We start from the raw sequence: 22,524 nt of genomic DNA on the forward strand, positions 1-22,524 counted from the left end.
GCCGGCGCCCCAGGCGCAGTGGTAGCCGGGGCCGTTGTAGACGGCGTTGCCGACGGCGTTTCCGACGCCGACGGCGATGCGGACGTTGTGCCGGGGCTGGCAGAGCTGGTGTCCGGTGACGTCGTCGGCTGCGCTTGCGGCTCGCTGGGGCCGCACCCGCTGAGCATCAGTGCCGCCCCGGCAGCCGTCGTTATGACCAACCCATGTGAAATTCTCTGAGACCTCATGGCACCACCTTTGCGGCACTGTCTGACCGCGTCAATGATGCCACGAGGCCGTGGAGCATTTTGATGCCCGGATCGTGATGATCCGGGCCTCAATGCGTTGTCCTACCCGGCTGGCGCCTACGCCGCAGTGTTGCGGCGCTTACCGCTGCGGAGGAGTGCAGCGCCGCCGAGCACCAGGCCGCCGATGCCCGCTGCCAGTCCGGCCCAGCTGCGGGCGTCAGCTCCGTTGTCCGTCTCTGACGCCTGTTCAGCGGAAGGGGATGCCGTGGTGTGCGATGCAGTGGCAGCGGCTTCGCCGTGTCCATTGGTGCCGGCAGCTTCGGTCACCGTGATCGACGGGGCCGGTGCCTCCAGCGAGTGCGGGTCCTGGCCGTCCTTGGCGATTTCCGACCAGTCCGTCTGCCCCGCCTCACACGTCTGGAGGGTGGGGAAGTAAAGCGTGGTACCGGCCGTTTCAGGAAGTTTCACCGAAAGCACCAGTGCGTCGCGCAGTTCGTGGGCCAGCGGAGTTTTGGCGCTATAGACAATCTGGCTGGTCCGCTTGGTGATGGACGTGCCGTCGGCGAGTTTTTTCGGCTCGGCGAGCTGCTCGGTCACCTTTTCCACGGTCCAGTTGGGGTTGACCGTGGGCTGGGCATCGTTCAGTTCTTGGGGCAGGGTGATGGCAACCTTGGTGGTGCTTGAAGTGTCGCAGCCGTGCGGGATGGCGAAGGTGAGCAGCGCGTAGGAGTTGGCGGCGGTTTTGTCCGGCGTGACGCCGACGTGTGCCGTGGCGCCACCCGCGGCGGCGAGCAGCAGGGCTGCCGCGCCTCCGCTAGCAGCGGCAGTTTGCAGGGTACGGCGAAGAGCTGAGTGTTTCATGGGTTGCCTTTCTGGCGCCCGCTCGGGGTCCGGGGATCCGGGCAGGCGAAAAGTTTCGGGTGCGCCGCCGGCATTAAGGGGCGGCGGTTCTAGCAGGAGTGCACGACGGCGAAGGCGGGCCGCGCCGGTTGTCCTGCCGGAGGTTCCGCCAAGGACGCTGCGGCGCCGCAGCGGTGGGAAAGGCGGCCAAAGGTGGCGGGACGGCGTCGGGCACCACCGCGCGTGGGAGGGCTGACAGCGGCCGGAGCCAGGCAGCCAGTGCCCAGAGGGCTGCTTCGCCCTTGGCGAGCAGGACCGCGCAACCCAGCGTCGCCAGCGCGTGCGCGGCCAGCATCAGGGGTGCGGACCCAGCTTCGGTACCAGCGAGGTGGGCGGCTGGAGTGAGGACGTCGGCACCGGAAAAGTGGCCGGCATGGGAGGTGGCCCCGGTTGGCGTCCTGCCTGGGGCGGAAGGACCGAAAGCCGTAAAGAGTCCGTGCAGGGCCAGTTGCCCTCCGCCCAGCAGGGCGGCCATGGCGGGAAATCCCAGCTGCAGGCGGGTGGCGGTGGTGCTGGCGAGGGCCGTCAGGGCAAGGACTGCCAGCAGGATGACTGGGGCAGGAAGCGCGCCGCCGCCCGCGAGGTGGGCGACGGCGGCGAGCGTCAGGATGACCGTGCCAACTGCGGACGAGCGGAGGAAGTGGAAGGGTGTCCGAGGACGGTGCGTACGCACGATTCCCCCTTCCCGGTAACGGAACCAAGCAAGGCCGCCGGGCGGGCCGGCGGCTGCTGGTTGATCAGATTCTAGCGGGATTCCTTACTGAGCCTTGGCCCGGCGCCGGCGCCGGGCAAGCGTTACGGGAACCGCTGGGCCGGCCTTACGGGAACCGCCGGCCGCGCAGGGAAACAGTCAGTTGGTGCCGGCCAGCAGTTCGGCGAGGACCTCTGCTGCGGTGCCGTGCTTGAGCAGGGGCGCCGACTGTCCGGCCCACAGGGACATCAGGTCCGTGTTTCCCACGGCGGCAGCCTGGGGCCGGAACCGGCCGGTGAGCCAGTTCTGCACGGGGAAGGGGGCTATGGTTCCTGCTTCTTCAAGCTCGGCAATGATGCGGTTGGGGATGCCGCGGGCCAGCCGGCCGCTCAAAGTCCGGGTCAGCACTGTCCGTGCTGCGCCGGGGCTTCGCAGTACCTCACGGTAGGCGGGCACGGCGGCTGATTCGCGGGTGGCCAGGAACGCCGTTCCCACCTGGACTGCACCAGCACCCAGGGCCATTGCGGCTGCAAAGCCGCGGCGGTCGGCAATGCCGCCGGCCGCGATCACCGGGACGGACACGGCGTCGGCCACCTGGGGGACCAGGGCGAACGTACCCACCAGGGACTCCTCTGCGGGCTTGAGGAAGGACACGCGGTGGCCCCCGGATTCCGTGCCGCTGGCCACCACGGCGTCAACACCGCCTGCCTCCAGCGCCAGGGCCTCTGCAACGGTGGTGGCGGTGCCGAGGACCTTGATGCCCCGGCGGTGCGCCTCTTCTACAACGTCAGGAGCGGGCACACCGAAAACAAAGCTGGCGACGGCGGGACGCGCCTCAAGCGTGGCCTCCACCTGCTCGCCGTAGTCCGGCAGGTACCGCGGCGGCATGTCCGGAAGGGGAATGCCCAGTTCCTCAAAGTAGGGCTTCAGGGTGGCCGCATAGCGGTCAAATTCCTCCTGCGGGAGCCCGGTGGTTTCAGAGCCGTTGGGGACCCACAGGTTCAGGGCAAAGGGCTTCGTTGTGGCCGCGCGAAGTTCGGCTGCGGTCCTGTGGATGGCGGCACCGTCGTACCCGTACAGGCCGTAGGAACCCAGGCCGCCGCCGTCGCTGACTGCAGCGGTAAGCTGCACGGAGGAAACGCCGCCGAACGGGCCAAGGACCACGGGAACGTCAATCCCGAAAAGCCCGGTGACCTTATTGGCAGCGGCGGAAGGGGACGGTGCAGTGGTCATGGGAGGCTCCCGATGGTTGTTGGCTCGGCTCAAGCCCAGTCTTGCAGCACGCACTGCGCCGCCCCAAGTCAGTCAGTTTCGGGTCCGCTGCAGAAGTGGCAGTCGTCGGGGCAACTCTCCGTCATGACTCAGCGACCAGCAGGTCGTAGCCGTCGGAGATGTGGAAGAGCCGGCGCCCGCCGACAGTCGTTGTAACCCAGACCACTTCTCCGTCCGCCGTTCGATCATCCACCAGCCCGGCGTACACCGGACGGCCGTTCCTGCTGAGTTCCACTGGCTCGCCAACCTGGGCTTCTTCCCAGCGGGCCGGGCCCTTGACGCGGTTCACCATCGAAGTCACGCTTCTTTCCTTGATTGAGGGATCCGGCGGTTTGGGCCGGTCCACCCATCAAACCGGTCAGGTGCAGCACACTTCAATGGAGGAGTGGCCACGCCGGGGCCGGCACTTTGTGCAGCGCACCAAAGCCTTTGGAAGGCCGCCCGTGAGGTGTACCGGCCGATCAGGGCGGGGCTAGACTGCAGGCGTAGATGTCGGCGACCCTGAGGAGTAGTTATGGAATACACCCGAAGCCAGCAAGAAAAGGCACTTCCCGCAAGTGAACTTGGCCGCAGCCACATCGGCCAGACCATCAGTTTCCAGCCGAACGAGTTCACCGTGGTCTTCGGCAAAATCGCCGGAATTGCCCGGACCGAGGCGATGGTTTACCTGTCCCTGGAGGGCGTGGGGAACGGCACGCATCTGAAGGATGAATACGACCTGCCGCTCACGCATGAGGTCTACCTGCCGGTGGATGTCCTCACCAACGCCGAATCCACCATCAAGGATCTGTTCGGCAAGGTCCAGGAAAATCTGCGCGGAGCGGGCCACAAGAGCGAGGACCAGACGGACCGGCTCTAGCGGACTTAGCTGCAAGGGAGCCCCAGCGGCAGGCGCCGCTGGGGCTTTCCTGTCCGTGCCTATGATGAGCCAATGGAAAGTGAGCAGCGCGGGCCTTCAGCGAAGGCAGTGGACCATCGGGCCCTTGCCGTAGCGCTGCTGGATATCTCTGCCGATGTGCGCCGGAAGTCGCACGAGGATACCGGCGTCCGGCCGTTGCCGAACGGAGCGGTGGATATCCTGCGCGTGGTCGAGGGCAGCCCGGGAATCACGGTGGCCGAGGTGGCGGCGCGGCTCGGCCGGCAGTTCAGCAACGTCAGCGTCCAACTGCGCGAACTGGTAGCCGCCAACCTGGTGACGAGGCTGCGGGACCCCAGCGACAAGCGCTACGTCACCCTGCATCCCACCGAGGAATCCCGGCGGATCAGGGCGATTCTTGAAAACTCCTGGGCCGAGGTCCTGGCTGCCTCGACGTCGAAACTGCCCCCCGGAGAGCAACAGGAGTTGGCTGCCAGCCTCCCTGCCCTGCAGCGGCTGGCAGGGTTCCTGGCCGAGCAGGAGTGACGAAAATCGCGCAGGACGTTCCCCGGTTATTAGTTATACTTGTATAAGTATTACTACCAATGAAACGGAACGACGTATGGCTACGCAACTCGCAACCGCCCCTCCGGACCTGGCAAGGGCCAAGGCTCCATGGGGAGCCCTGATCTTCCTGGCCCTGGCCCAGCTCATGGTGGTGCTGGATGGCACCATCGTCAACCTTGCGTTGCCGCAGTTGCAGCGCGAGATGGGTATCAGCGATTCAACCCGCGCCTGGGTGGTCACGGCCTACGCGCTCGCGCTTGGCGCCTTCCTGCTTCTGGGCGGGCGCATCGCGGACTTCTGGGGCCGGAAGCGCACGTTCGTGGTCGCCGCCGCGGGGTTCGCAGTGGCCTCGCTCCTGGGCGGGATTGCGCAGGAAGCCTGGGAGCTGATTGGAGCCCGCGCCCTGCAGGGACTGTTTGCCGCCCTGCTCGCACCCGCAGCCCTTGCCCTCCTGACCGTAAGCTTTCCCGGCGGCAAGGATCGTGGAACGGCCTTTGCCATCTTCGGTTCCATCAGTGGCGTGGGTGCCGCTATCGGCGTGCTCCTGGGCGGCTACCTGACCGACTACGTCTCCTGGCGCTGGTGCTTCTTCGTCAACATCCCCATTGCCGCCATCGCCCTGGCCGGTGTTTGGGCCAAGGTCCAGGAAAGCAAAGCCGGAGGATCCACCAAGTACGACTGGCCCGGCGTCGTCCTGGCAGCACTGGGTCTGGGCTCCCTCGTGTACGGCTTCACCAATGCTGAGCACGGCTGGGGAAGTCCGGAGGCATGGGGCTTTATGGCGGCCGGCGCCGCCCTGCTGGTGCTGTTTGTCCTGGTTGAAAGGAAAGCCAAACACCCGCTGCTGCCGCTGCACGTGGCCACCGAGCGCAACCGGGCTGCGGCGTTCCTGGCGTCCTTCCTTTCAGGCGCGGTGCTGATCGGCGGCATCCTCTTCATCAACTTCTACCTCCAGATCGTCCTGGGGTTTGCGCCCTTTACCGCCGGCATAGCCTCGCTGCCCATGACGGTGGTCCTCATGGTGACGGCGGGCATCGCCGCAAAGAACCTTCCCCGGCTGGGTGCCAAAATCCCGACGGCGCTTGGACCGGTCCTGATTGCCGCTGCCATGCTGTGGCTCACCCAGGTATCCGCCGACGGGACCTACCTGGTAAATATGCTCCCCGCCCTGCTGCTGCTGGGCGCAGGCCTTGGCCTGGTGTTCGTTCCGATGCAGAACCTCGCCCTCTTTGGCGTGGACAAGGATGATTCCGGCGTGGCGAGCGCCTTGGTGAATGCCTCGCAGCAGGTAGGCGGTTCCCTGGGCATCGCACTCTTCAGCACCCTCGCGGCCTCGGCGACAGCTGCGGCAGGGGGAGCGGGACTGGCGGCACTGTCAGCCGGCTACTCCCTGGTCTTCCTCTGGGCCGCGGGAGTTGCCATCCTGATCGTTCCTGTCGCCCTGCTGCTGATCGACATCAACCGCAAGACCTTCAGCGGAGCAACGTCCGACACCCCGGCGGTCCACCTCTAAGGCGGCCGTTCGATTCATCCGGCGGTTGCTCCGTACCTGCCCCTTTGATCGGGGTAAAGGGGCAGGTACGGAGCAACCGATGAGGTGGTGGCCGGCGCGGTTGAGCTCCGGACCGTCAGATGGGTGGGCATTACGGACCGGATGCGGCTGCCGACACCGCTGAATGGATCCAGCCGGCCCAGGAGCATCGTCACAGCCACCCGGCCGGCCTGCTCAATGGGGGAGGACATGGTGGTGAGGGGAGGATTGCAGAAGTCCGCACCAAAGATGTCATCGCAGCCCACGATGCTCATGTCCTCGGGCACCCGGACGCCGCGCTCCCGCAGCCGTTGCAGCATGCCGATGGCGATCAAATCATTGAAGACGATGCAGGCCGTGGCGCCGCTGTGTACGGCGGTGTCGGCCGCGGCTGCACCTGAGTGGGTCTTCGGCGCGAACGGGCCGAGCTTCTGGACTTCCACCCCGCTGTCTTTCGCTGCCGTTGTCAGCGCGGCCCACCTGAGGGAGCTTGACTGCGACGACGGGGGCCCGGACATGTAGGCCACTTTCCGGTGCCCCAGGGAGACGAGGTGGTCCAGTGCCTGGGAAGTGGCGGCGGGGGTATCGATGATGACCGCTGGAACTCCAGGGACGTCCCGGTTGATGGCAACCAGCGGCATCGCTGCCGCTGCGGCAAGGAGACCTTCGTCGGTTAGCCGAGGGGCGGCAACGATTATGCCGTCCGCGCTCTTTCGAAGCTGTTGGACGGCGCTGGCCTCCACCTCCTCTGATTCCTCCGTGTCGACAAGCAACTGTGTGTAGCCTGCTGCTTTCAACTGGAGCTGTGTACCGCGGATGAGGTCGAAGTAGAACGGATTGGTGATATCAGGGACCAGCACCCCTACGGCCCCTGTCCGCCCGGAAGTCAGGGCCTTCGCCTGGCTGTTCGGGATGTAGTTCAGCTCTGCTGCAACCTTTTGGATCCGCTCGCGGGTGCGGATGTTGACACGGTCCGGCGTGGACAGTGCACGTGAGACTGTGGATGGAGCCACTCCGCACATGGCCGCTATGTCATGGATAGTAGCGGGGCGGCCCACGGAGGTTGGTTGCGTTGCCATGGCGTTCCTCTCTGAACGGAATGACGGGGCGCCACTGTGACTTCTGACACGGGCTGACTGCTCAAGGGTCGCACAGGAAGGCAAATATGGCAATCGGTTGTCAGGAAGGTTGCAGCGGGTTTAGGGTGGCGGACATGTCTAACGCGTAAAACGCGCCTCTGCACGCGCCGGCCGCCACAGGCGTCCGCCGGTGTGCTGCCCCAACCCAGGAGAACCCGTGAACCCTATAGCAAAAGCAGAATGGCTGTTGTCCGGATTCGGCGATGAAGTCGATCCGGACCCGGCAGTGCAGGCGGCAGTGCTGCTCGCCCTGGGCGCCAGCCACATTGAAGTCCGCAGCGCCTGGGGCGTGAACGTCTCGGAGCTGGAACCGGAGCAGGTGACCCGGCTCAAAAGCATCCTCGACGCGAAAGGCCTGGAGGTCTCCGCGGTTGCCAGTCCCATCGGCAAGGTCGCCATTAACCTTCCGGTTGAACACGAGGTGGAGCGCCTGCGGCAGATTATCGCTGTGGCCAAAGGCCTGGACACCAGCTACATCCGGATCTTCTCCTTCTACCCCGGGGAGGGGCAGGGTCCTGATGACATCCGCGACGAAGTCCTCACCCGCATGGGCGCGTTGGCAGCGGAAGCCGCCAGTGCCGGCGTCGTACTCCTGCACGAAAATGAAAAAGGCATCTACGGGGACACTCCCCAGCGTGTCCTGGACATCATGAAGACTGTGGACTCGCCAGCCTTGCGGGTGGCCTGGGACAACGCCAACTTCGTCCAGGTGGGCGTCAAGCCCTACACCGAGGGCTACACGCTGCTGCGCCCGTACCTTGAGTACCTGCAGGTCAAGGACGCAATCGCCGGTACAGGTGAGGTGGTTCCGGCTGGTGAAGGCGACGGCGAGCTGGACGCCACCATCGCCGCTTTGAAGGCGGACGGATACACCGGCTTCGCTTCCCTGGAGCCGCACCTGGCCAGCGCCCACGAACTGGGCGGCTTTTCCGGGCCGGTAGCCTTTGGTACCGCCGCCCGGGCGTTCGCATCTCTCGCGGCCAAGAACGGGATTGTACTTTCGTGAGCGGCATCAAGGCGGCGCTGGTTGGCTGCGGCGATGTGTCATCGGTGCACTTCGAGGCACTGGCAAAGCTCGACGGCGTCAGGCTGGCGGGCGTGTGCGATACGGATCCGGGGCGGCTCGCGGCAGCCGTGCAAGCCTACGGCGTTCCGGGTTTCCCGGACCACCTCAGCCTGCTGGAGGCGGTGGGGCCCGACGTCGTGCATGTCACCACGCCGCACAACATGCACGCGTCCGTGGCTGCTGACTGCCTGGAGCGTGGGGTCAGCGTCATCATCGAGAAGCCGCTGGCCCACACCCTCGAAGAAGGTGAAAGGTTGGTCCGCGCGGCAAAGGCCAGCACTGCAAAGATCGCCGTGTGTTTCCAGAACCGCTACAACGCCACCAGCCAGGCCATGCACGCGCTGCTGTCCTCAGGCGACCTTGGTGCAGTACAGGGGGCCTCGGCAACGGTGATGTGGCAGCGCAGTGCCGAGTACTACCGAAGCAAACCGTGGCGGGGCAGTTGGGAGGGTGGTGGCGGCGGCCTGATGATGAACCAGGCGATCCATACCGTGGACCTGCTGCAGTGGTTGGTGGGCGACGTAGTGTCAGTCAGCGGCCATGCCGCCACGCGCTTCCTGGGCGGCACCATCGAGGTTGAGGACACGGCGGAGTTTGTCGCCGAGCATTCCGGCGGGGCCCGGAGCGCCTTCTATGCCACACTCGCCAACGCGGTGAACGCCCCGGTCACCCTGGACATCGTCACCGAGAAAGCGACGTTGAGCCTTCGTGGCGATCTCACGGTCACCTATGCGGACGGCACGGTGGAAGTGGTTCCCGAGCGCGTGGTGTCATCCGGCGGACGTGCGTATTGGGGCGTTTCGCATGAGCTGCTGATTAAGGACTTCTATACCCGGCTCAACGAAAAAGAACACTTCTGGATCGGCGCGGAAGAGGCGCAAAAATCCCTGCGGATCGTCAAGGACGTCTACCTTCAAAGCTTTCCCGATCTCGCTTCCGTCGTTTCTTAAAGCAACACCCCGAGATCCTCGCAACTTCCCTGACAACCGGTTGCCAAAAGCGGCAACAATGCGTACTGTGGGATCCACAGGCAGATGTGGTGCACGCCACACGCTCTAAGAACTCCCCTCTCCACGTAGCCAAGGAGCCAACAATGAAGTTAGGTCCCAAGGCGGCAACAGCCGCCCTCATCCTCTCCGCGTCCCTCGCGTTGACCGCATGCGGCGGAGGTGCGGGTGCGGGCCCAAATGCCGGCGCCGCCACCGCGACAGCCCTGACCCTGGGAACCATCCAGGACGTCCGCTCCTGGGATCCCGCGCAGGCCCACGTCGGACACGTCCTTCAGCCCTACCAGGCTGTTTATGACACCCTGATTCTGCGCGAACCGGACGGCAAGCTCAGCCCAATGCTCGCTACCGGCTGGAAGTACAACGACACCAACACCAAGCTCACGGTGGACCTGCGGAGCGACGTCACCTTCAGTGACGGCGCCACATTCGACGCAACGGCAGCCAAAGCCAACCTGGACCACTTCAAGGCGGCAAACGGCCCGCAAATGGCCCAGCTGACAGCCGTCGCAGATGTTGCCGTGGTGGACCCCGACACCATCGAGCTCAACCTCTCCACCCCGGATCCCGCACTGGAGTACTTCCTGAGCCAGGCGGCCGGCCTCATGGGAAGCCCCCAGGCACTGGGAACCGAAGGCATCAAGACCGAACCGGTTGGCAGCGGAGCTTACGTCATGGACAAGGCAGCAACGGTCAAGGACTCACAGACTGTCTTCACGGCGCGCCAGGACTACTGGAACAAGGACCTGCAGAAGTACCAGAAGCTCACCTTCAAGATCCTGACGGATCTGACGGCACGCACCAACGCCCTGGTCTCCGGCCAGGTGGACGCCACGCTCCTTGACCCTAAAAACGGCAAGCAGGCCGAGGGCGCCAAGATGAAGCTCGCCGCCAACGAAGTGGACTGGCAGGGCCTGCTGCTGCTGGACCGCGACGGCGCAAAGAACCCGGCCCTGGCCAACGTCAAGGTCCGCCAGGCCATCAACTACGCATTCGACCGCAGGACCATCCTGGACCAGGTCATGCTTGGCCAGGGCACTCCCACGTCGCAGCCTTTCGGCAAGGCCAGCGGCGCCTGGAGCGAGGATCTTGAGAACCATTACAGCTACGATCCGGCCAAGGCCAAGCAGCTCTTGAAGGAGGCCGGCTTCGAGAACAGCGTGACGCTGGAGATCCCGTCAGTGCCGGGCTTCGAAACCCAGATTTCGGTGATCCAGCAGCAGTTGGCAGATGTTGGCATCAAGCTGCAGGTCGGTGCAGCGATTACGAACACCTTCACCTCCGATGTTGCTGCGCAAAAGTTCACCACCATGTACTTCTCCCTGTTCCAGGGCCAGCCCACAGTCGCGATCGACCAGATCGTCTCCACGAAGGCGCTGTACAACCCGTTCAAGAACGCCACCCCTGAGCTTCAGGCCAAGATCGACGCCGTGCGCAACGGCGGTTCCGACGCCGGCAAACTGGCCCAGGAGGTCAACAAGTACGTGGTGGAGCAGGCGTGGTTCGCCCCGCTGTACCGGGTGAACCAGATGTACTACCACAACACGAAGGTCGACGTAACGCCCCAGATCCAGCAGGCCGTTCCGTCCATCTACAACTACTCGCCCGCCAAGTAGGACCCCATGATCACGTTCATTGCGAAAAGGCTGGGCAGCGGTCTGGTGGTGTTGTTCGTCGTCTCGGCGCTCACCTTCTTCCTGCTGTACATTTCCAGCGGCAGCATCGCCCGCAACATTCTCGGCGACCAGGCCACCCCTGAACAGGTGGCGATGAAGGAACAGGAACTGGGGCTGGATCAGCCCCTTGCAGCCCGTTACATCGCCTGGCTGGGCGACGCCCTGAGCGGAAACCTTGGAGCCTCCTGGTTCACGTCGGAGCCTGTGGCCAACTCCCTGGCCAGCCGGATTCCCGTGACCATGACCATGGTTTTCGCCGCAATGATCCTGATCGCAATCTGCGCGGCGCTGATCGGCGTTGCCGCAGCCGTCAAGCGCGGCTGGGTGGACAGGCTGGTCCAGGTGGGCGCAATCGTTGGCGATTCGGTTCCCGGTTTCGTCATCGGCGTCATCCTGGTCACCATCCTGGCCATCCAGCTGGGCTTCTTCCCTGCCACCAGCACCATTTCACCGGACTCCGGCGCGGACGCCTGGGTCTATTCGATGTCCCTTCCGGTTATCGCCCTGCTGATCAACGGCGTCACGGGCGGCGCACAGCAGATACGCAGTGCCGTCATCAAACAACTCGAGCGCGACTATGTGCGGACACTTCGCAGCCGTGGCATCGGGGAGCGGGAAATCCTCTTCAAGCATGTGCTGCGAAGCGCCGCTCCGGCAGGCCTCACGGTGTTGAGCCTGCAGCTGATCGGCATGCTGGGCGGCGTGGTGATCATCGAGCAGATCTTCGCCCTGCCAGGAATGGGCCCGCTCGCTGTGACCGCTACTGGCCAAACCGACCTGCCAGTGGTGATGGGCGTGGTGATGTACACCGTAGTGGTGGTCATCGTGGTCAATCTCATCGTGGACATTCTCAATGGCTGGCTCAATCCGAAAGTGCGTGTGTCATGAGCGACTCCGTGGAAACAGCGGCCGTGGCCGCACCGGCCCCTCAGGGTCCGGCCCCATCAGGTCCAATTCAAACAGGGCAAAGCGGCACGGTGGTCCGTTCGACGGTCCTGCGCCGCCTCTTCAGGAATCCCCTCGGCATCGCAGCCTTGGTGATCCTCACCTCCATCGGGCTGCTGGCCGTTCTCGCCCCGGTCCTGGCGCCCTTCGACCAGAACTACGCAAACATCGCCAAGACCTTGGCAGCGCCGGACTCCGTCAATATCCTGGGCACGGACAGCTCCGGCCGCGATGTCTGGAGCCGCCTGCTTTTCGGGGCCCAGCTGACGCTGCTCTCGGCGTTGCTCTGCGCCGGCGTCGCCATTGCCATTGGCCTGCCCGCAGGCCTGATCGCCGGGTACTACTCGGGCAGGTTCGAAGCCGTCTCCAACTGGGTGGTCAGCATCCTCATGAGCCTTCCCGGCCTGATTGTGCTCCTGACCATCCGTGCGGCGTTCGGGCCCTCGGTCTGGATTTCGATGATCGCCTTCGGCGTCCTCATCAGCCCGTCCTACTTCCGTCTGACCCGCACTGCCGTCCAGTCCGTGCGGAACGAGCTGTATGTTGATGCGGCCCGGGTCTCCGGTCTTTCAGACTGGAGCATCATCGCCCGCCACATCTTTTCCGTGGTGCGGGCCCCCATCATCATCCAGACCGCCGCCATCGCCGGCGTGGCCATTGCCATCCAGTCAGGGCTCGAGTTCCTGGGCCTTGGTGATCCCACCAAGGCCACATGGGGCGTGATGCTCTCCGAGGGCTTCAAGAATGTTTACCTCACGCCAACCCTTCTGTTCTGGCCTGCGCTCGCCATGGCGCTCGCCATTGGCGGACTGGTCCTCCTGGGCAACGCCATCCGCGACGCGCTGGAAGACGGCGAGAAAATCAGGCACAGCAGGAAAAAGGCAGAAAAAGCGGAAGGCACGACGACGGCACCCGCCAAGGCGCGACCGTCCCGTACGTCTGTGGCAGCCGCCGTCGAAACCGGTACTGAGCACCACCTGGTGAAGGTGACCAATCTCGGCGTGGGGTACCCGCAGGCGGACGGTTCCATCAAGAAGGTGGTCGACGACGCCTCCTTCCACGTGGACCGCGGCGAAATCCTCGGCATCGTGGGGGAGTCCGGCTCCGGCAAGTCCCAGACCGCGTTCTCCATCCTTGGCCTGCTGCCTGACAACGCACGCATTGTGTCCGGTTCCATCCAGTTCGACGGCAGCTACACCGTTGCCCCGGGAGAGGACCGTGTGAGCCAGGACCGGCTGTCCAAGCTGCGCGGCAAGCGGATCTCCTACATTCCGCAGGAGCCCATGAGCAACCTTGATCCGGCATTCACCATTGGCTACCAGCTGGTCACCCCGATGGTCCGCGTCCTGGGCATTCCCAAGGAAGAAGCCCGCAAGCTGGCACTCAAGCTGCTCTCCGACGTCGGCATTGTGAGCCCAGAGCGGACGTTCAACGCATACCCGCACGAAGTCTCCGGCGGCATGGCCCAGCGTGTGCTGATTGCGGGCGCGATCAGCTGCGAACCTGACCTGGTGATCGCCGATGAACCCACCACTGCATTGGACGTCACCGTACAGGCCGAGGTGCTGGATCTCCTGCGCGAGTTGCGGCGGCGGTTGAACATCGGCGTCATCCTGGTAACGCACAACTTCGGCGTCGTCGCGGACCTGTGCGACCGCGTGGCCGTGATGCAGAACGGCCGGCTCGTGGAAGAAGGGGCCGTGCGGGAAATCCTCCGCAACCCGAAAGAGCCCTACACCCAGACCCTGCTGGGGTCCATGCTCGAAGGAAAGAAGCCCATGTCCATGCTTGTATCCAGCCAGAAGGAGCCCGTGGCATGAGTGCCCTGGAAAGCGCGCCGCTGCTCTCAGTGCAGGACTTGATGGTGGAGTACCCCAGCAAGAAATTCCGGGCCAAGCCGTTCCGGGCCCTGACGGATATCAACATCAGCATTGGCCAGGGCGAGACCCTTGGCCTGGTGGGGGAGTCCGGCTCCGGCAAGACCACCTTGGGCCGGGCAGTACTGGGCCTGGCACCGGTCACCAGCGGAAAGGTCACGTTCGAGGGCAGGGATATCAGCCACGCCAGCCGAAGGGAACGCCGGATCCTCAGCCGGGACCTGCAGGTGGTCTTCCAGGACCCCTACACGTCCCTTAACCCGGCCCTTGAAATTGGTGACATCCTCGCGGAGCCCCTGGGCGTGCAGGGCATGAGCCCCGCCGCTGCGAAGAAGCGGGTGAAGGAACTGCTGGACCAGGTGGGGCTGCCCTCGGACGCGATCCACCGCCTGCCGCGTGAGTTCAGCGGCGGCCAGCGGCAGCGCGTCGCCATCGCCCGTGCCCTGGCGCTTTCGCCGAAGCTGATTGTGTGCGATGAACCCGTCAGCGCTTTGGACCTGTCCACGCAGGCGCGGGTCCTGGACCTGTTCCTGCAAATCCAGCAGGACACCGGCGTCTCCTACCTGTTCGTTTCGCATGACCTGGACGTGGTCCGCCACATCAGCCACCGCGTGGCCGTGATGTACCGCGGCGAGATTGTTGAGCAAGGACCTGCCGACGTCGTCACTACTGATCCAGAGCACCCCTATACCCAGCGGCTGCTGCTCGCGTCCCCGGTACCGGACCCGGACCGCCAGGAAAAACGCCGCGCGGACCGCCACCGGCTTCTGGAAATCCAGCGGCACCAGAACGAACAGGCCGGCGTCCCCGCCTGACCGCGGGCAAGCCTGCGAAAACGAAGCGCAATGAATGCAAGAGGAACTAACGGAGGAATGACGTGGCAAAGCTAGGCGTACAGGCGATGATGTTGAAGGACAGTGTCGCGGAAATCGGAGCGTTCGAGACGCTCAGGAAAGTCAGCGCGATCGGCTACAACGCCGTCGAAATTTCCCAGATCCCGATGACCGCGGACAACGTGGAGGAGCTGAACCGCTCCCGCAGCGAACTCGGAATGGACATCGCGGCTTTGTCCGTGATGCTGGAAAAGCCCGAGGGCCGGCCCGGTGACTCGCTTCGGGAAGACTTCGACAAAATCGTTGACGACGCGAAAAGGTTGGACTCAAAGCTGCTGCGCATCGGCATGCTGCCCTTCCCCGCCATGAAGTCGATCGACGCTGTCATTGATTTCGCCAAGGAAGCGAACGGTTACGCCGAGCGGCTGCAGGAGCACGGCATCAGCCTGTACTACCACAACCACCACGTCGAGTTCGCGAAGTTTGACGGCAAGTACATGCTGGACATCATCGCCGAAAACTCTCCGGCCATGGGCATGGAAATCGATGTGCACTGGGTCCAGCGCGGCGGACTCGATCCCGTCCGGACCTTGGAGAAGTACGCAGGCCGGACTGCCATGGTCCACCTGAAGGACTATCGGATCGGGACCCTTCCGGACGCCGCCTTTGGGATGCTCGAAGCCGGAGACTTCCCGGGCTTTATGCAGGAATTCAAGAACGTGGTGCAGTTCGCCGAAGTGGGCGAAGGCAATCTGGACTTCCCGTCCATCATCCCGGCAGCGCAGGCCGCCGGTGCCCGGTACCTGCTGGTTGAACAGGACGAGCTCTACGGCCGCACCGTGTGGGATGCGCTGCAGACCTCCTACGACAACCTCGTAGCCATGGGCCACGCGGACCTTTTCTAAATTTTCGACACAACAGCAGGAGCATCATGAGCAAGAAAGTACGCCTCGGCATCATCGGCTTCGGACAGCAAGGCGGCGCCTACGCCAAATTCATCACAGACGGACTGGTTCCCAACATGGAAATCGGCGCCATCTGCGATTCCGATCCGGCCAAGAAGGACGCTGCCTCGGCCACCTACCCCGATGTCCCCTTCTATGACGACTACACCGCCATGCTGGAAAGCGGTGACGTGGACGCCGTGGTTACGTGCGTGCCACACTTCCTCCATCCGGAAATGGGCATCGAAACGCTCAAGCGGAACATCCACGCGCTCGTGGAGAAGCCGGCCGGCGTCTACACCAGGCAGGTCAAGGAGCTCAACGAGTTCGCTGCTTCCAAGCCGGACCTGTCCTTCGCCATCATGTTCAACCAGCGCAACAACCCGCTGTACCGGAAGCTGAAGGAGATCATCGACAACGGTGAGATCGGCGCCATCCGCCGCACTAACTGGATCATCACCAACTGGTGGCGTCCCCAGGGCTACTACAACTCCAGCGAATGGCGGGCAACGTGGGGCGGCGAAGGTGGCGGCGTCCTGGTCAACCAGGCACCACACCAGCTGGACTTGTGGCAGTGGATCTGCGGCGTTCCCAAGTCCGTGTACGCCAAGGTGGCCTACGGTTTCCGCCGGGACATTGCCGTCGAAGACGAGGTCACCGCTGTGGTGGATTATGGCGACGGAGCCACCGGCGTGTTCGTCACCGCCACCCACGACATCGTGGGAACGGACCGCTTCGAGATCCTGGGCGACCAAGGCAAGATCGTCGTCGAAAACTCCAAAACCGCCATTGTCACCCGGCTGGTCAAACCGGAGCGCGAACTCAGCGAGAGCATGGACATGGACGATGTCCGCAAGCTGTTTATGGGCCAGCTCAACCCGGAGGAGTTCTACAGCACCGAGGTGATCGAGTTCGAGTCAGCCTGGGGCGCCCAGCACTCCGGCGTGCTGGAAAACTTCGCGGCGAACATCCTGGACGGCACTCCGCTGCTGGCCCCCGGCTCGGACGGCATTAACGGCGTCCGCCTGGCCAACGCCATCCACCTCTCGAGCTGGACCGGCACCGAGGTGGGGCTGGACTTCGATGAGGACGTGTTCCTCGCCGAACTCAACAAGCGCATCGCGGACGAAGGCAAGTTCCCCGAGCGCTCCTAGCCGCCCGCCAGCAACCAGCCTCGGCAAGGGGCGTTGGCAATCGCTGGCCATTTGTAGCCCAACCAGGTAGCGCTAAGTGTCGTTTTGAACCCCCAAAACGACACTTAGCGCGACTCAGTTGGGTGGTTTCCTCGTTAGGATGGGGCGGTGACTGACCCCAAGACGCCGGATGCGGCCGCATCCCCGGACCCGGCGAAAAAGCACGCCCGGAACGGGAAAACCAACGCCACCATCTACGACATCGCCAAGATAGCGGGCGTCAATCCTTCCACTGTCTCGAGGGCACTGAGCAAGCCCGGCAGGGTCAGCGCTAAGACACAGAAACTCATCGAGGACGCGGCCGCGCAGCTGAACTACCAGGTCAATCCGTTCGCCCGTGCACTGCCCACCGGCCGGACCAACACGTTCGGCCTGATCGTTGCCGACATCACCAATCCCACGTTCTTCGACATTATCCGCGGCGCCCAGACCACCGGCACCCTGCGTGATTACACCCTGGTGCTGGCCGAGTCGGCAGAATCAGCCGTCACCGAGCTGACGGCAGCCCGGCGCATGATGACCACCGTGGACGGCCTGATCCTCGCCAGCCCGCGCATGGACGACGACGACATCCGCGCCCTGGCCCGCGACAAGCCCGTAGTGGTCATCAACCGCGAGGTGGAGGATGTGCCCTGTGTCATTCCCGACGTGCGCAAGGGCATCGGCGAAGCCGTCCGCAGCCTCGCGGGCAATGGACACAAAAAGGTTGTGTTCGTGGCCGGCCCCGCGCGGTCCTGGATGTCCGCACGGCGTTGGGAAGGCATGCAGGCTGCGTGTGAATGGTCGCACCTTGAAGCCGTGCGTGTGGAGTCCGGCAAACCAACGGTCGACGGCGGCAGGCAGGTTGCGCGCGACGTGCTGGCTACCGGGGCCACGGCTGTGCTGACGTATAACGACCTCCTGGCGATAGGCCTCATGCAGGAACTGCAGGCCGGTGGCATGGCGGTGCCGGACCAGATCAGCATTGTGGGCTTCGACGACATTTTCGGTGCGGACTTCACCACACCGCCGCTGACCACCGTGCGTTCACCGTTGGGGGAGTGCGGGTCCGGCGCCGCTACCCGGCTGCTTGACCTCTTGCACGGCAACGGGGAGCCGGCCGGGACCCTGCGCGTGGAAACGGAACTCGTGCTCCGCGGCTCCAGCGGACGGGTCCTTCCAGCAAGCTGAAACCTGCCAGACAGTAGGCATCGGCAAGTTTTGGCAACCGGTTGACAAAAGTAGCGCACAACCCGGATTATTGACCTATGTCACAGTCGATTGCTGCAAACCCAGACCGGCTCCTGCCCGCTGATCCCGGAACCCGCCGTATTGCGCGCGAGCTCCTGCAGCGCGTCGAGGACCTTCCCATCATCTCCCCGCATGGGCACGTTGACGCTGCTGTCATCGAGCAGAACACGCCCTTCCCGGACCCGGCGGTGCTGCTGGTCAGCCCGGACCATTACGTTACGCGCCTGATCCACGCCAGCGGCGTTCCGCTGGACCGGCTCCGGGAATCGAAAACGTCGCAGCCGGACAGCCGTGCTGTGTGGCGCGAGTTCTGCAAGGCATGGCCCCTGTTCGAGGGCACCGCCTCCGGGTACTGGCTCCGCACGCAGTTCTCCAGCGTCTTTGGCCTGGCGGGGGAGCTCAGCGAGGACACGGCCGATGCCAGCTACGACGCCATTTCGGCGAAGCTCCAGGAGCCGGGCTTCCGGCCACGGGAGCTGTTTAAGGACTTCAACATCGAGGTCCTGGCCACCACGGATGATCCCCTGGACACGCTGGAAAGCCACAAGGCCCTCGCCCAGGACCCCACTTTCCACGGCCGTGTCCTGCCCACCTTCCGCCCGGACGCCTACCTCAACATCGCCCACCCCGAGTGGTCCGAGAATGTGGAGCGGCTTATCGCGGCAGCGGGCGACGGCGGCACGGGCTATGGTGCCTACGTCACCGCGCTGGAGAACCGGCGTCGTTATTTCGTGGAGCACGGTGCCGTCTCGGCTGACCACGGCGTCTTCACTCCGGCAACGCTGAAGCTGGACGCTGCCGGTGCGGCGAAACTGTTCGACCGTGCCCGCTCGGGCAAGGCCACTGCGCAGGACCGCGCCGACTTCGAGGCCCACATGATGTACCAGATGGCGCGGATGTCCGTGGAGGACGGCCTGGTGATGACCATCCACCCCGGGTCCTACCGCAACCACCACGAGCCCACGTTTAACAACTTCGGCGCGGACACCGGGCACGACATTCCGTTCGCCATCAACTACACGGAGGCCATCCGGCCCGTCCTGCAGGACTTCGGCACCGCGAAGGACTTCCACCTGGTGCTCTTCACACTGGATGAAACTGTGTTCTCCCGCGAACTCGCCCCGCTGGCCGGTTTCTACCCGTCCGTCTACCTGGGCGCGCCGTGGTGGTTCCTCGACGCCCCGGACGCGATGCTGCGGTTCCGCTCCGCGGTTACCGAGACCGCGGGTTTCTCCCGTTCCTCGGGGTTCATTGACGACACGCGGGCCTTCTGCTCCATCCCGGCCCGGCATGACGCCTCCCGCCGCATCGAAGCTTCGTTCCTTGCCCGGCTTGTAGCGGAACACCGTGTCAGCGAGGACCGCGCCCACGAACTTATTGTGGACATCGTGGACGGGTCGCCGCGCCGGGTGTTCAAGCTGTGAGCACCGAACTGCACACTCCGGTTGTTCCGGCAACGGACCTTCCGCAGCTGAACCGCAGACTCCGCCCGTTGCCCAAGGCCCCGGTCCGGATTGTCCACCTGGGCCTGGGCGCCTTCCACCGCTCGCACCAGGCCTGGTACACGCAGCAGGCCGGGGATGCCGCCGAGTGGGGGATCGCAGCCTTCACCGGCCGCCGCCCGGACGCTGCCGTGGCCCTGGCGGAACAGGACGGCCTGTATACGCTGGTGGAACGCGCAGACAGCGGCGACTCCTTCACGGTGGTTGACAGCATTGTCGAGGCGGTGGACGGCGCGGACCTGCAGCGGCTCACTGAACTGGTGGCCGCGCCCGGGACTGCCGTGGTCACCCTCACCATTACGGAGGCGGCCTACGGGCTGGGTGCCGACGGCACGTTGGACAGCACCGCGCCCGACGTCGCCGCCGACCTCGCGCTGTTAGGTTCCGGCAGCTTGCGTCCGGCCACGCCGCTGGGGCGCCTCGCGCTGGCACTTGCCGCCCGCAGGGACGCAAACTCCGGGCCGATTGCCGTGGTGTGCTGCGACAACCTGTCCAATAACGGGGTAGTAGCGAGGCAGGCTGTCGCCGGGTTCGCCGGTGCCTGGGATTCCGGGCTCGCCGCCTGGATTGATGCCAACGTAAGCTTCGTCAGCACGTCGGTGGACCGCATTACGCCGAGGACCACGGACCAGGATCTTGCTGACGTCCGGGAGGCCTGCGGGTACCGGGACACTTCGCCGGTGGTGGCGGAGCCCTTCTCCAGCTGGGTGCTCAGCGGGGACTTCCCTGCCGGCCGGCCGCGCTGGGAAGACGCAGGTGCCCTCTTTGTCGAAGACATCGAGCCGTACGAAAACCGCAAGCTGTGGCTGCTCAACGGTGCACACTCGCTGCTCGCCTACGCTGGGCAGCTGCGGGGACATTCCACCGTGGCAGAAGCCTTGGCGGACCCGGCATGCCTGCGGGCCGTGGAAGCCTTCTGGGATGAAGCTGAGGCGAACCTGCCCGCGGTCGAACTGCAAATCCCGGCCTACCGCGAAGCCCTCCTGGCCCGCTTCGGCAATGCAAGGATCGCCCACAACTTGGCCCAGATTGCCCTGGACGGCAGCACCAAGCTGCGGATGCGCGCTGTTCCGGTCCTGCAGGCTGAACGTGCAGCCGGAAGGACAGGTGCGGCCGCCGCACTCATGATCGCCGCGTGGATGGACTACAGCGTGGCCCGATCCTTCCAGGACCCCCTGGGGGAAGAAGTCTCTGCTGCCAACCGGCTGTCCGCCACAGAACGCATCGAGGCGTTGCTGGCCGTCGTCGATCCGCTATTGGCCCAGGACCCGGCGGTAGTGGGCCTGGTGGAAAGCCTGTGCGGCACGGTGGCCGGCAGCTCTGCTTCCAGCTGAACGCAGGTCCGTCAGGCATGCTGCCGTAGGGCTGTCCGGCACCATGAGGTGCCGGACAGCCTTTTTTCTTGAAATTTCAACAAACCTTTGGCAACCGCTTGCCATTTGTTTGCCACGTGACTAGGATTACAGGCAGAGCAAAACGCCGCCGGCCGCCCCCGGCCCCCTGACGCTTCATTTTTTGGCCGCCCCAGGCCGCCCCGGGTAAAGGAGCCCGCATTATGAAAAAGCTGAGCAAATTGAGCATCGCCGGCTATGGCGCCGGTGACGCCGCCAACAACCTGGCATTCACCACCGCCACCATGTTCCTGCTGGTGTACTACACCGATGTTGCCGGCATCTCTGCGGCGGCGGCAGGAACCCTGCTGCTGGCAGTCCGGATTTTCGACGCTTTCGCAGACGTCTTCGCCGGCCGCGTGGTGGACCGCACCTTCAGCAAGCGGTTCGGCAAGTTCCGCCCGTTCATCATGTTCGGCTCCATCCCGCTGCTCCTGCTGAGCGTTGCCACGTTCTCGGTCCCGCAGATCGGCGAATCCGGCACCCTGCTGTACGCCTATGTCACCTACGCCGCGCTTGGCCTGGCCTACAGCCTGGTGAACATTCCCTACGGCTCCCTGGCCGGGGCCATGACGCAGGACCCGGGCGAACGTGCCAAGCTGGGGTCCGCCCGCATGGTGGGCGCCGCGTTGGTGGGCTCATCGCTGGGCATTTTTGTGGCACCGCTGATCAAGCCGGGAGCCGACCTGCAGGCTACGTTCACCGCCATCACGCTGGCCTTTGTGGTGATCGGCGCCGCACTCTACTTCTTCACGGTCTTCACCGCGAAGGAACGCGTCCACCGCGCCGTGCCCAACGTGACCCTCAAGCAGAGCCTTGACACGCTCAAGGGCAACAAGCCGCTGCTGATGCTGTGCCTGAGCTCTTTCCTCTTCCTCTCCGGCTATCTGGCCCTCACGTCGGTCCAGCTGTACTACCTGCGCGACGTGCTGGGCCGGCTGGACCTGTACCCGGTCCTGTCCATGATCCAGCTGGTCCTGACTTTCGTCCTGGCGGCCGTCATGCCCCGACTGGTCCGCGCCGTGGGCAAGAAGAACGTCTACATCTACGCCTCGGTAGTCACGGTGATCGGCGGCATGGTCGTCTTCCTGGCGCCTGCCAGCCAGACCTGGATCGGCTTCTGCGGTCTCCTGCTCAGCCTGGTGGGCGTGATGGCCGTCAACATCGTGGTGTGGGCACTTGAAGCGGACACCGTGGAGTACGGAGAATGGAAAACCGGCGTCCGCACCGAGGGCATTACCTACGCCCTCTTCTCCTTCACCCGCAAGACCGGCCAGGCCGTGGGCGGCGCCCTCGCCGCCTATGCCCTCGCCCTGGGCGGCTACAAGTCCGGTGCCGCCCAGACCGCCGACGCAGTCTTTGGGATCCAGGTCGCTGCCGGCGCCATCCCGGCTGTCCTGGCGCTTCTGGCCCTGTTGGTGATGTCCAAGTACAAGCTCACCGACGCCCTGCATGCAGAGATTCTGGCCGAGATCAGGGCCCGTCACGCCAAGGGTGAAGGCAGCGGCAGCGACGCCGGAGGCGACGCCAGCACTAGTGCCAGCGGTGATGCCAGCGGTACTGCCAGCAGCGCTGCTTCTGGCGGACCCGCCGCCAGCCTGGCCGCCCCCTCCGCCAGCACCCCCAAGTAAGCCCCACCAAACCCAGCCCTTACCCCGGCCCCTACGCCCGCCCCTG

The 22,524-nt window shown here is 64.7% G+C and carries 21 protein-coding genes; 16 read left to right on the forward strand and 5 right to left on the reverse strand.

Annotation, left to right across the window (positions count from 1 at the left end; translation table 11 throughout):
* Positions 1-18 precede the first annotated feature (18 nt).
* On the forward strand, positions 19-219 hold the full coding sequence (locus M1D93_RS04000; RefSeq protein ID WP_461175110.1) for a hypothetical protein: 201 nt from the start codon (positions 19-21) through the stop codon (positions 217-219).
* A gap of 125 nt (positions 220-344) precedes the next feature.
* Here M1D93_RS04000 and M1D93_RS04005 read toward each other — a convergent pair whose 3' ends face one another.
* From M1D93_RS04005 to M1D93_RS04020, 4 genes are all read right to left on the reverse strand, one after another.
* On the reverse strand, positions 345-1,088 hold the full coding sequence (locus tag M1D93_RS04005) for a YcnI family copper-binding membrane protein (protein WP_461173887.1): 744 nt from the start codon (positions 1,086-1,088) through the stop codon (positions 345-347).
* 73 nt (positions 1,089-1,161) lie between these two features.
* Positions 1,162-1,800: a hypothetical protein gene (locus M1D93_RS04010; protein WP_461173888.1), complete on the reverse strand. Its 639-nt coding sequence runs from the start codon at positions 1,798-1,800 to the stop codon at positions 1,162-1,164.
* A gap of 177 nt (positions 1,801-1,977) precedes the next feature.
* Positions 1,978-3,051 carry an NAD(P)H-dependent flavin oxidoreductase gene (locus M1D93_RS04015; RefSeq protein WP_461173889.1) on the reverse strand — a complete coding sequence of 358 codons (1,074 nt, stop codon included), beginning with the start codon at positions 3,049-3,051 and terminating at the stop codon, positions 1,978-1,980.
* Between the two features lie 121 nt (positions 3,052-3,172).
* Complete coding sequence (locus tag M1D93_RS04020; RefSeq protein WP_461174920.1) at positions 3,173-3,382, reverse strand: hypothetical protein; 210 nt, start codon at positions 3,380-3,382, stop codon at positions 3,173-3,175.
* Positions 3,383-3,604: 222 nt separating this feature from the next.
* On the opposite strand from M1D93_RS04020, the gene M1D93_RS04025 reads away from it, so the two are divergent.
* The 3 genes from M1D93_RS04025 (at position 3,605) to M1D93_RS04035 (ending at position 6,026) form a co-directional block, all read left to right on the forward strand.
* Complete coding sequence (locus M1D93_RS04025; protein ID WP_461173890.1) at positions 3,605-3,949, forward strand: hypothetical protein; 345 nt, start codon at positions 3,605-3,607, stop codon at positions 3,947-3,949.
* A 72-nt stretch (positions 3,950-4,021) separates the two neighbouring features.
* Positions 4,022-4,492: a MarR family winged helix-turn-helix transcriptional regulator gene (locus tag M1D93_RS04030; protein WP_461173891.1), complete on the forward strand. Its 471-nt coding sequence runs from the start codon at positions 4,022-4,024 to the stop codon at positions 4,490-4,492.
* Between the two features lie 76 nt (positions 4,493-4,568).
* Positions 4,569-6,026 carry an MFS transporter gene (locus tag M1D93_RS04035; protein WP_461173892.1) on the forward strand — a complete coding sequence of 486 codons (1,458 nt, stop codon included), beginning with the start codon at positions 4,569-4,571 and terminating at the stop codon, positions 6,024-6,026.
* Positions 6,027-6,040: 14 nt separating this feature from the next.
* Here the strand turns inward: M1D93_RS04035 and M1D93_RS04040 are convergent, their stop codons facing one another.
* On the reverse strand, positions 6,041-7,123 hold the full coding sequence (locus tag M1D93_RS04040) for a LacI family DNA-binding transcriptional regulator (RefSeq protein ID WP_461173893.1): 1,083 nt from the start codon (positions 7,121-7,123) through the stop codon (positions 6,041-6,043).
* A 226-nt stretch (positions 7,124-7,349) separates the two neighbouring features.
* Here M1D93_RS04040 and M1D93_RS04045 point away from each other — a divergent pair, with 226 nt between their 5' ends.
* From M1D93_RS04045 to uidB, 12 genes are all read left to right on the forward strand, one after another.
* Positions 7,350-8,189: a sugar phosphate isomerase/epimerase family protein gene (locus M1D93_RS04045; RefSeq protein ID WP_461174921.1), complete on the forward strand. Its 840-nt coding sequence runs from the start codon at positions 7,350-7,352 to the stop codon at positions 8,187-8,189.
* Complete coding sequence (locus tag M1D93_RS04050) at positions 8,186-9,199, forward strand: Gfo/Idh/MocA family protein (protein ID WP_461173894.1); 1,014 nt, start codon at positions 8,186-8,188, stop codon at positions 9,197-9,199. Before M1D93_RS04045 ends, M1D93_RS04050 begins: the two co-directional genes overlap by 4 nt.
* A 143-nt stretch (positions 9,200-9,342) precedes the next feature.
* A complete protein-coding gene (locus M1D93_RS04055; RefSeq protein ID WP_461173895.1) occupies positions 9,343-10,872 on the forward strand; it encodes an ABC transporter substrate-binding protein in 1,530 nt (509 codons plus the stop codon).
* Positions 10,873-10,878: 6 nt separating this feature from the next.
* Positions 10,879-11,820, forward strand: coding sequence for an ABC transporter permease (locus tag M1D93_RS04060; protein WP_461173896.1), 942 nt, complete (start codon positions 10,879-10,881; stop codon positions 11,818-11,820).
* Positions 11,817-13,697 carry a dipeptide/oligopeptide/nickel ABC transporter permease/ATP-binding protein gene (locus M1D93_RS04065; protein WP_461173897.1) on the forward strand — a complete coding sequence of 627 codons (1,881 nt, stop codon included), beginning with the start codon at positions 11,817-11,819 and terminating at the stop codon, positions 13,695-13,697. Before M1D93_RS04060 ends, M1D93_RS04065 begins: the two co-directional genes overlap by 4 nt.
* Entirely contained in the window at positions 13,694-14,569 is an 876-nt protein-coding gene (locus tag M1D93_RS04070; RefSeq protein WP_461173898.1) for an ATP-binding cassette domain-containing protein, read from the forward strand. Before M1D93_RS04065 ends, M1D93_RS04070 begins: the two co-directional genes overlap by 4 nt.
* 62 nt (positions 14,570-14,631) lie before the next feature.
* Positions 14,632-15,492, forward strand: coding sequence for a sugar phosphate isomerase/epimerase family protein (locus tag M1D93_RS04075; protein ID WP_461173899.1), 861 nt, complete (start codon positions 14,632-14,634; stop codon positions 15,490-15,492).
* Positions 15,493-15,518: 26 nt separating this feature from the next.
* Entirely contained in the window at positions 15,519-16,685 is a 1,167-nt protein-coding gene (locus M1D93_RS04080; protein ID WP_461173900.1) for a Gfo/Idh/MocA family protein, read from the forward strand.
* A 147-nt stretch (positions 16,686-16,832) separates the two neighbouring features.
* Positions 16,833-17,894: a LacI family DNA-binding transcriptional regulator gene (locus tag M1D93_RS04085; RefSeq protein WP_461173901.1), complete on the forward strand. Its 1,062-nt coding sequence runs from the start codon at positions 16,833-16,835 to the stop codon at positions 17,892-17,894.
* 77 nt (positions 17,895-17,971) lie between these two features.
* Positions 17,972-19,378 (forward strand): glucuronate isomerase, encoded by a 1,407-nt coding sequence (uxaC, locus tag M1D93_RS04090; RefSeq protein ID WP_461173902.1) that lies wholly within the window; start codon positions 17,972-17,974, stop codon positions 19,376-19,378.
* Complete coding sequence (locus M1D93_RS04095) at positions 19,375-20,790, forward strand: mannitol dehydrogenase family protein (RefSeq protein ID WP_461173903.1); 1,416 nt, start codon at positions 19,375-19,377, stop codon at positions 20,788-20,790. The genes uxaC and M1D93_RS04095 overlap by 4 nt, the downstream gene beginning before the upstream one ends.
* Before the next feature lie 221 nt (positions 20,791-21,011).
* A complete protein-coding gene (gene uidB, locus M1D93_RS04100; protein ID WP_461173904.1) occupies positions 21,012-22,478 on the forward strand; it encodes a glucuronide transporter in 1,467 nt (488 codons plus the stop codon).
* Positions 22,479-22,524 lie beyond the last annotated feature (46 nt).

It is taken from the genome of Arthrobacter sp. Z1-9 (assembly GCF_054792695.1).

Bases quoted from the DNA above. Each gene is read 5' to 3' on its own strand.
- M1D93_RS04005 (WP_461173887.1), bottom strand. From the start codon at position 1,088: ATGAAACACTCAGCTCTTCGCCGTACCCTGCAAACTGCCGCTGCTAGC.
- M1D93_RS04015 (WP_461173889.1), bottom strand. From the start codon at position 3,051: ATGACCACTGCACCGTCCCCTTCCGCCGCTGCCAATAAGGTCACCGGG.
- M1D93_RS04020 (WP_461174920.1), bottom strand. From the start codon at position 3,382: ATGGTGAACCGCGTCAAGGGCCCGGCCCGCTGGGAAGAAGCCCAGGTT.
- M1D93_RS04025 (WP_461173890.1), top strand. From the start codon at position 3,605: ATGGAATACACCCGAAGCCAGCAAGAAAAGGCACTTCCCGCAAGTGAA.
- M1D93_RS04030 (WP_461173891.1), top strand. From the start codon at position 4,022: ATGGAAAGTGAGCAGCGCGGGCCTTCAGCGAAGGCAGTGGACCATCGG.
- M1D93_RS04035 (WP_461173892.1), top strand. From the start codon at position 4,569: ATGGCTACGCAACTCGCAACCGCCCCTCCGGACCTGGCAAGGGCCAAG.
- M1D93_RS04040 (WP_461173893.1), bottom strand. From the start codon at position 7,123: ATGGCAACGCAACCAACCTCCGTGGGCCGCCCCGCTACTATCCATGAC.
- M1D93_RS04055 (WP_461173895.1), top strand. From the start codon at position 9,343: ATGAAGTTAGGTCCCAAGGCGGCAACAGCCGCCCTCATCCTCTCCGCG.
- M1D93_RS04060 (WP_461173896.1), top strand. From the start codon at position 10,879: ATGATCACGTTCATTGCGAAAAGGCTGGGCAGCGGTCTGGTGGTGTTG.
- M1D93_RS04065 (WP_461173897.1), top strand. From the start codon at position 11,817: ATGAGCGACTCCGTGGAAACAGCGGCCGTGGCCGCACCGGCCCCTCAG.
- M1D93_RS04070 (WP_461173898.1), top strand. From the start codon at position 13,694: ATGAGTGCCCTGGAAAGCGCGCCGCTGCTCTCAGTGCAGGACTTGATG.
- M1D93_RS04080 (WP_461173900.1), top strand. From the start codon at position 15,519: ATGAGCAAGAAAGTACGCCTCGGCATCATCGGCTTCGGACAGCAAGGC.
- uxaC (WP_461173902.1), top strand. From the start codon at position 17,972: ATGTCACAGTCGATTGCTGCAAACCCAGACCGGCTCCTGCCCGCTGAT.
- uidB (WP_461173904.1), top strand. From the start codon at position 21,012: ATGAAAAAGCTGAGCAAATTGAGCATCGCCGGCTATGGCGCCGGTGAC.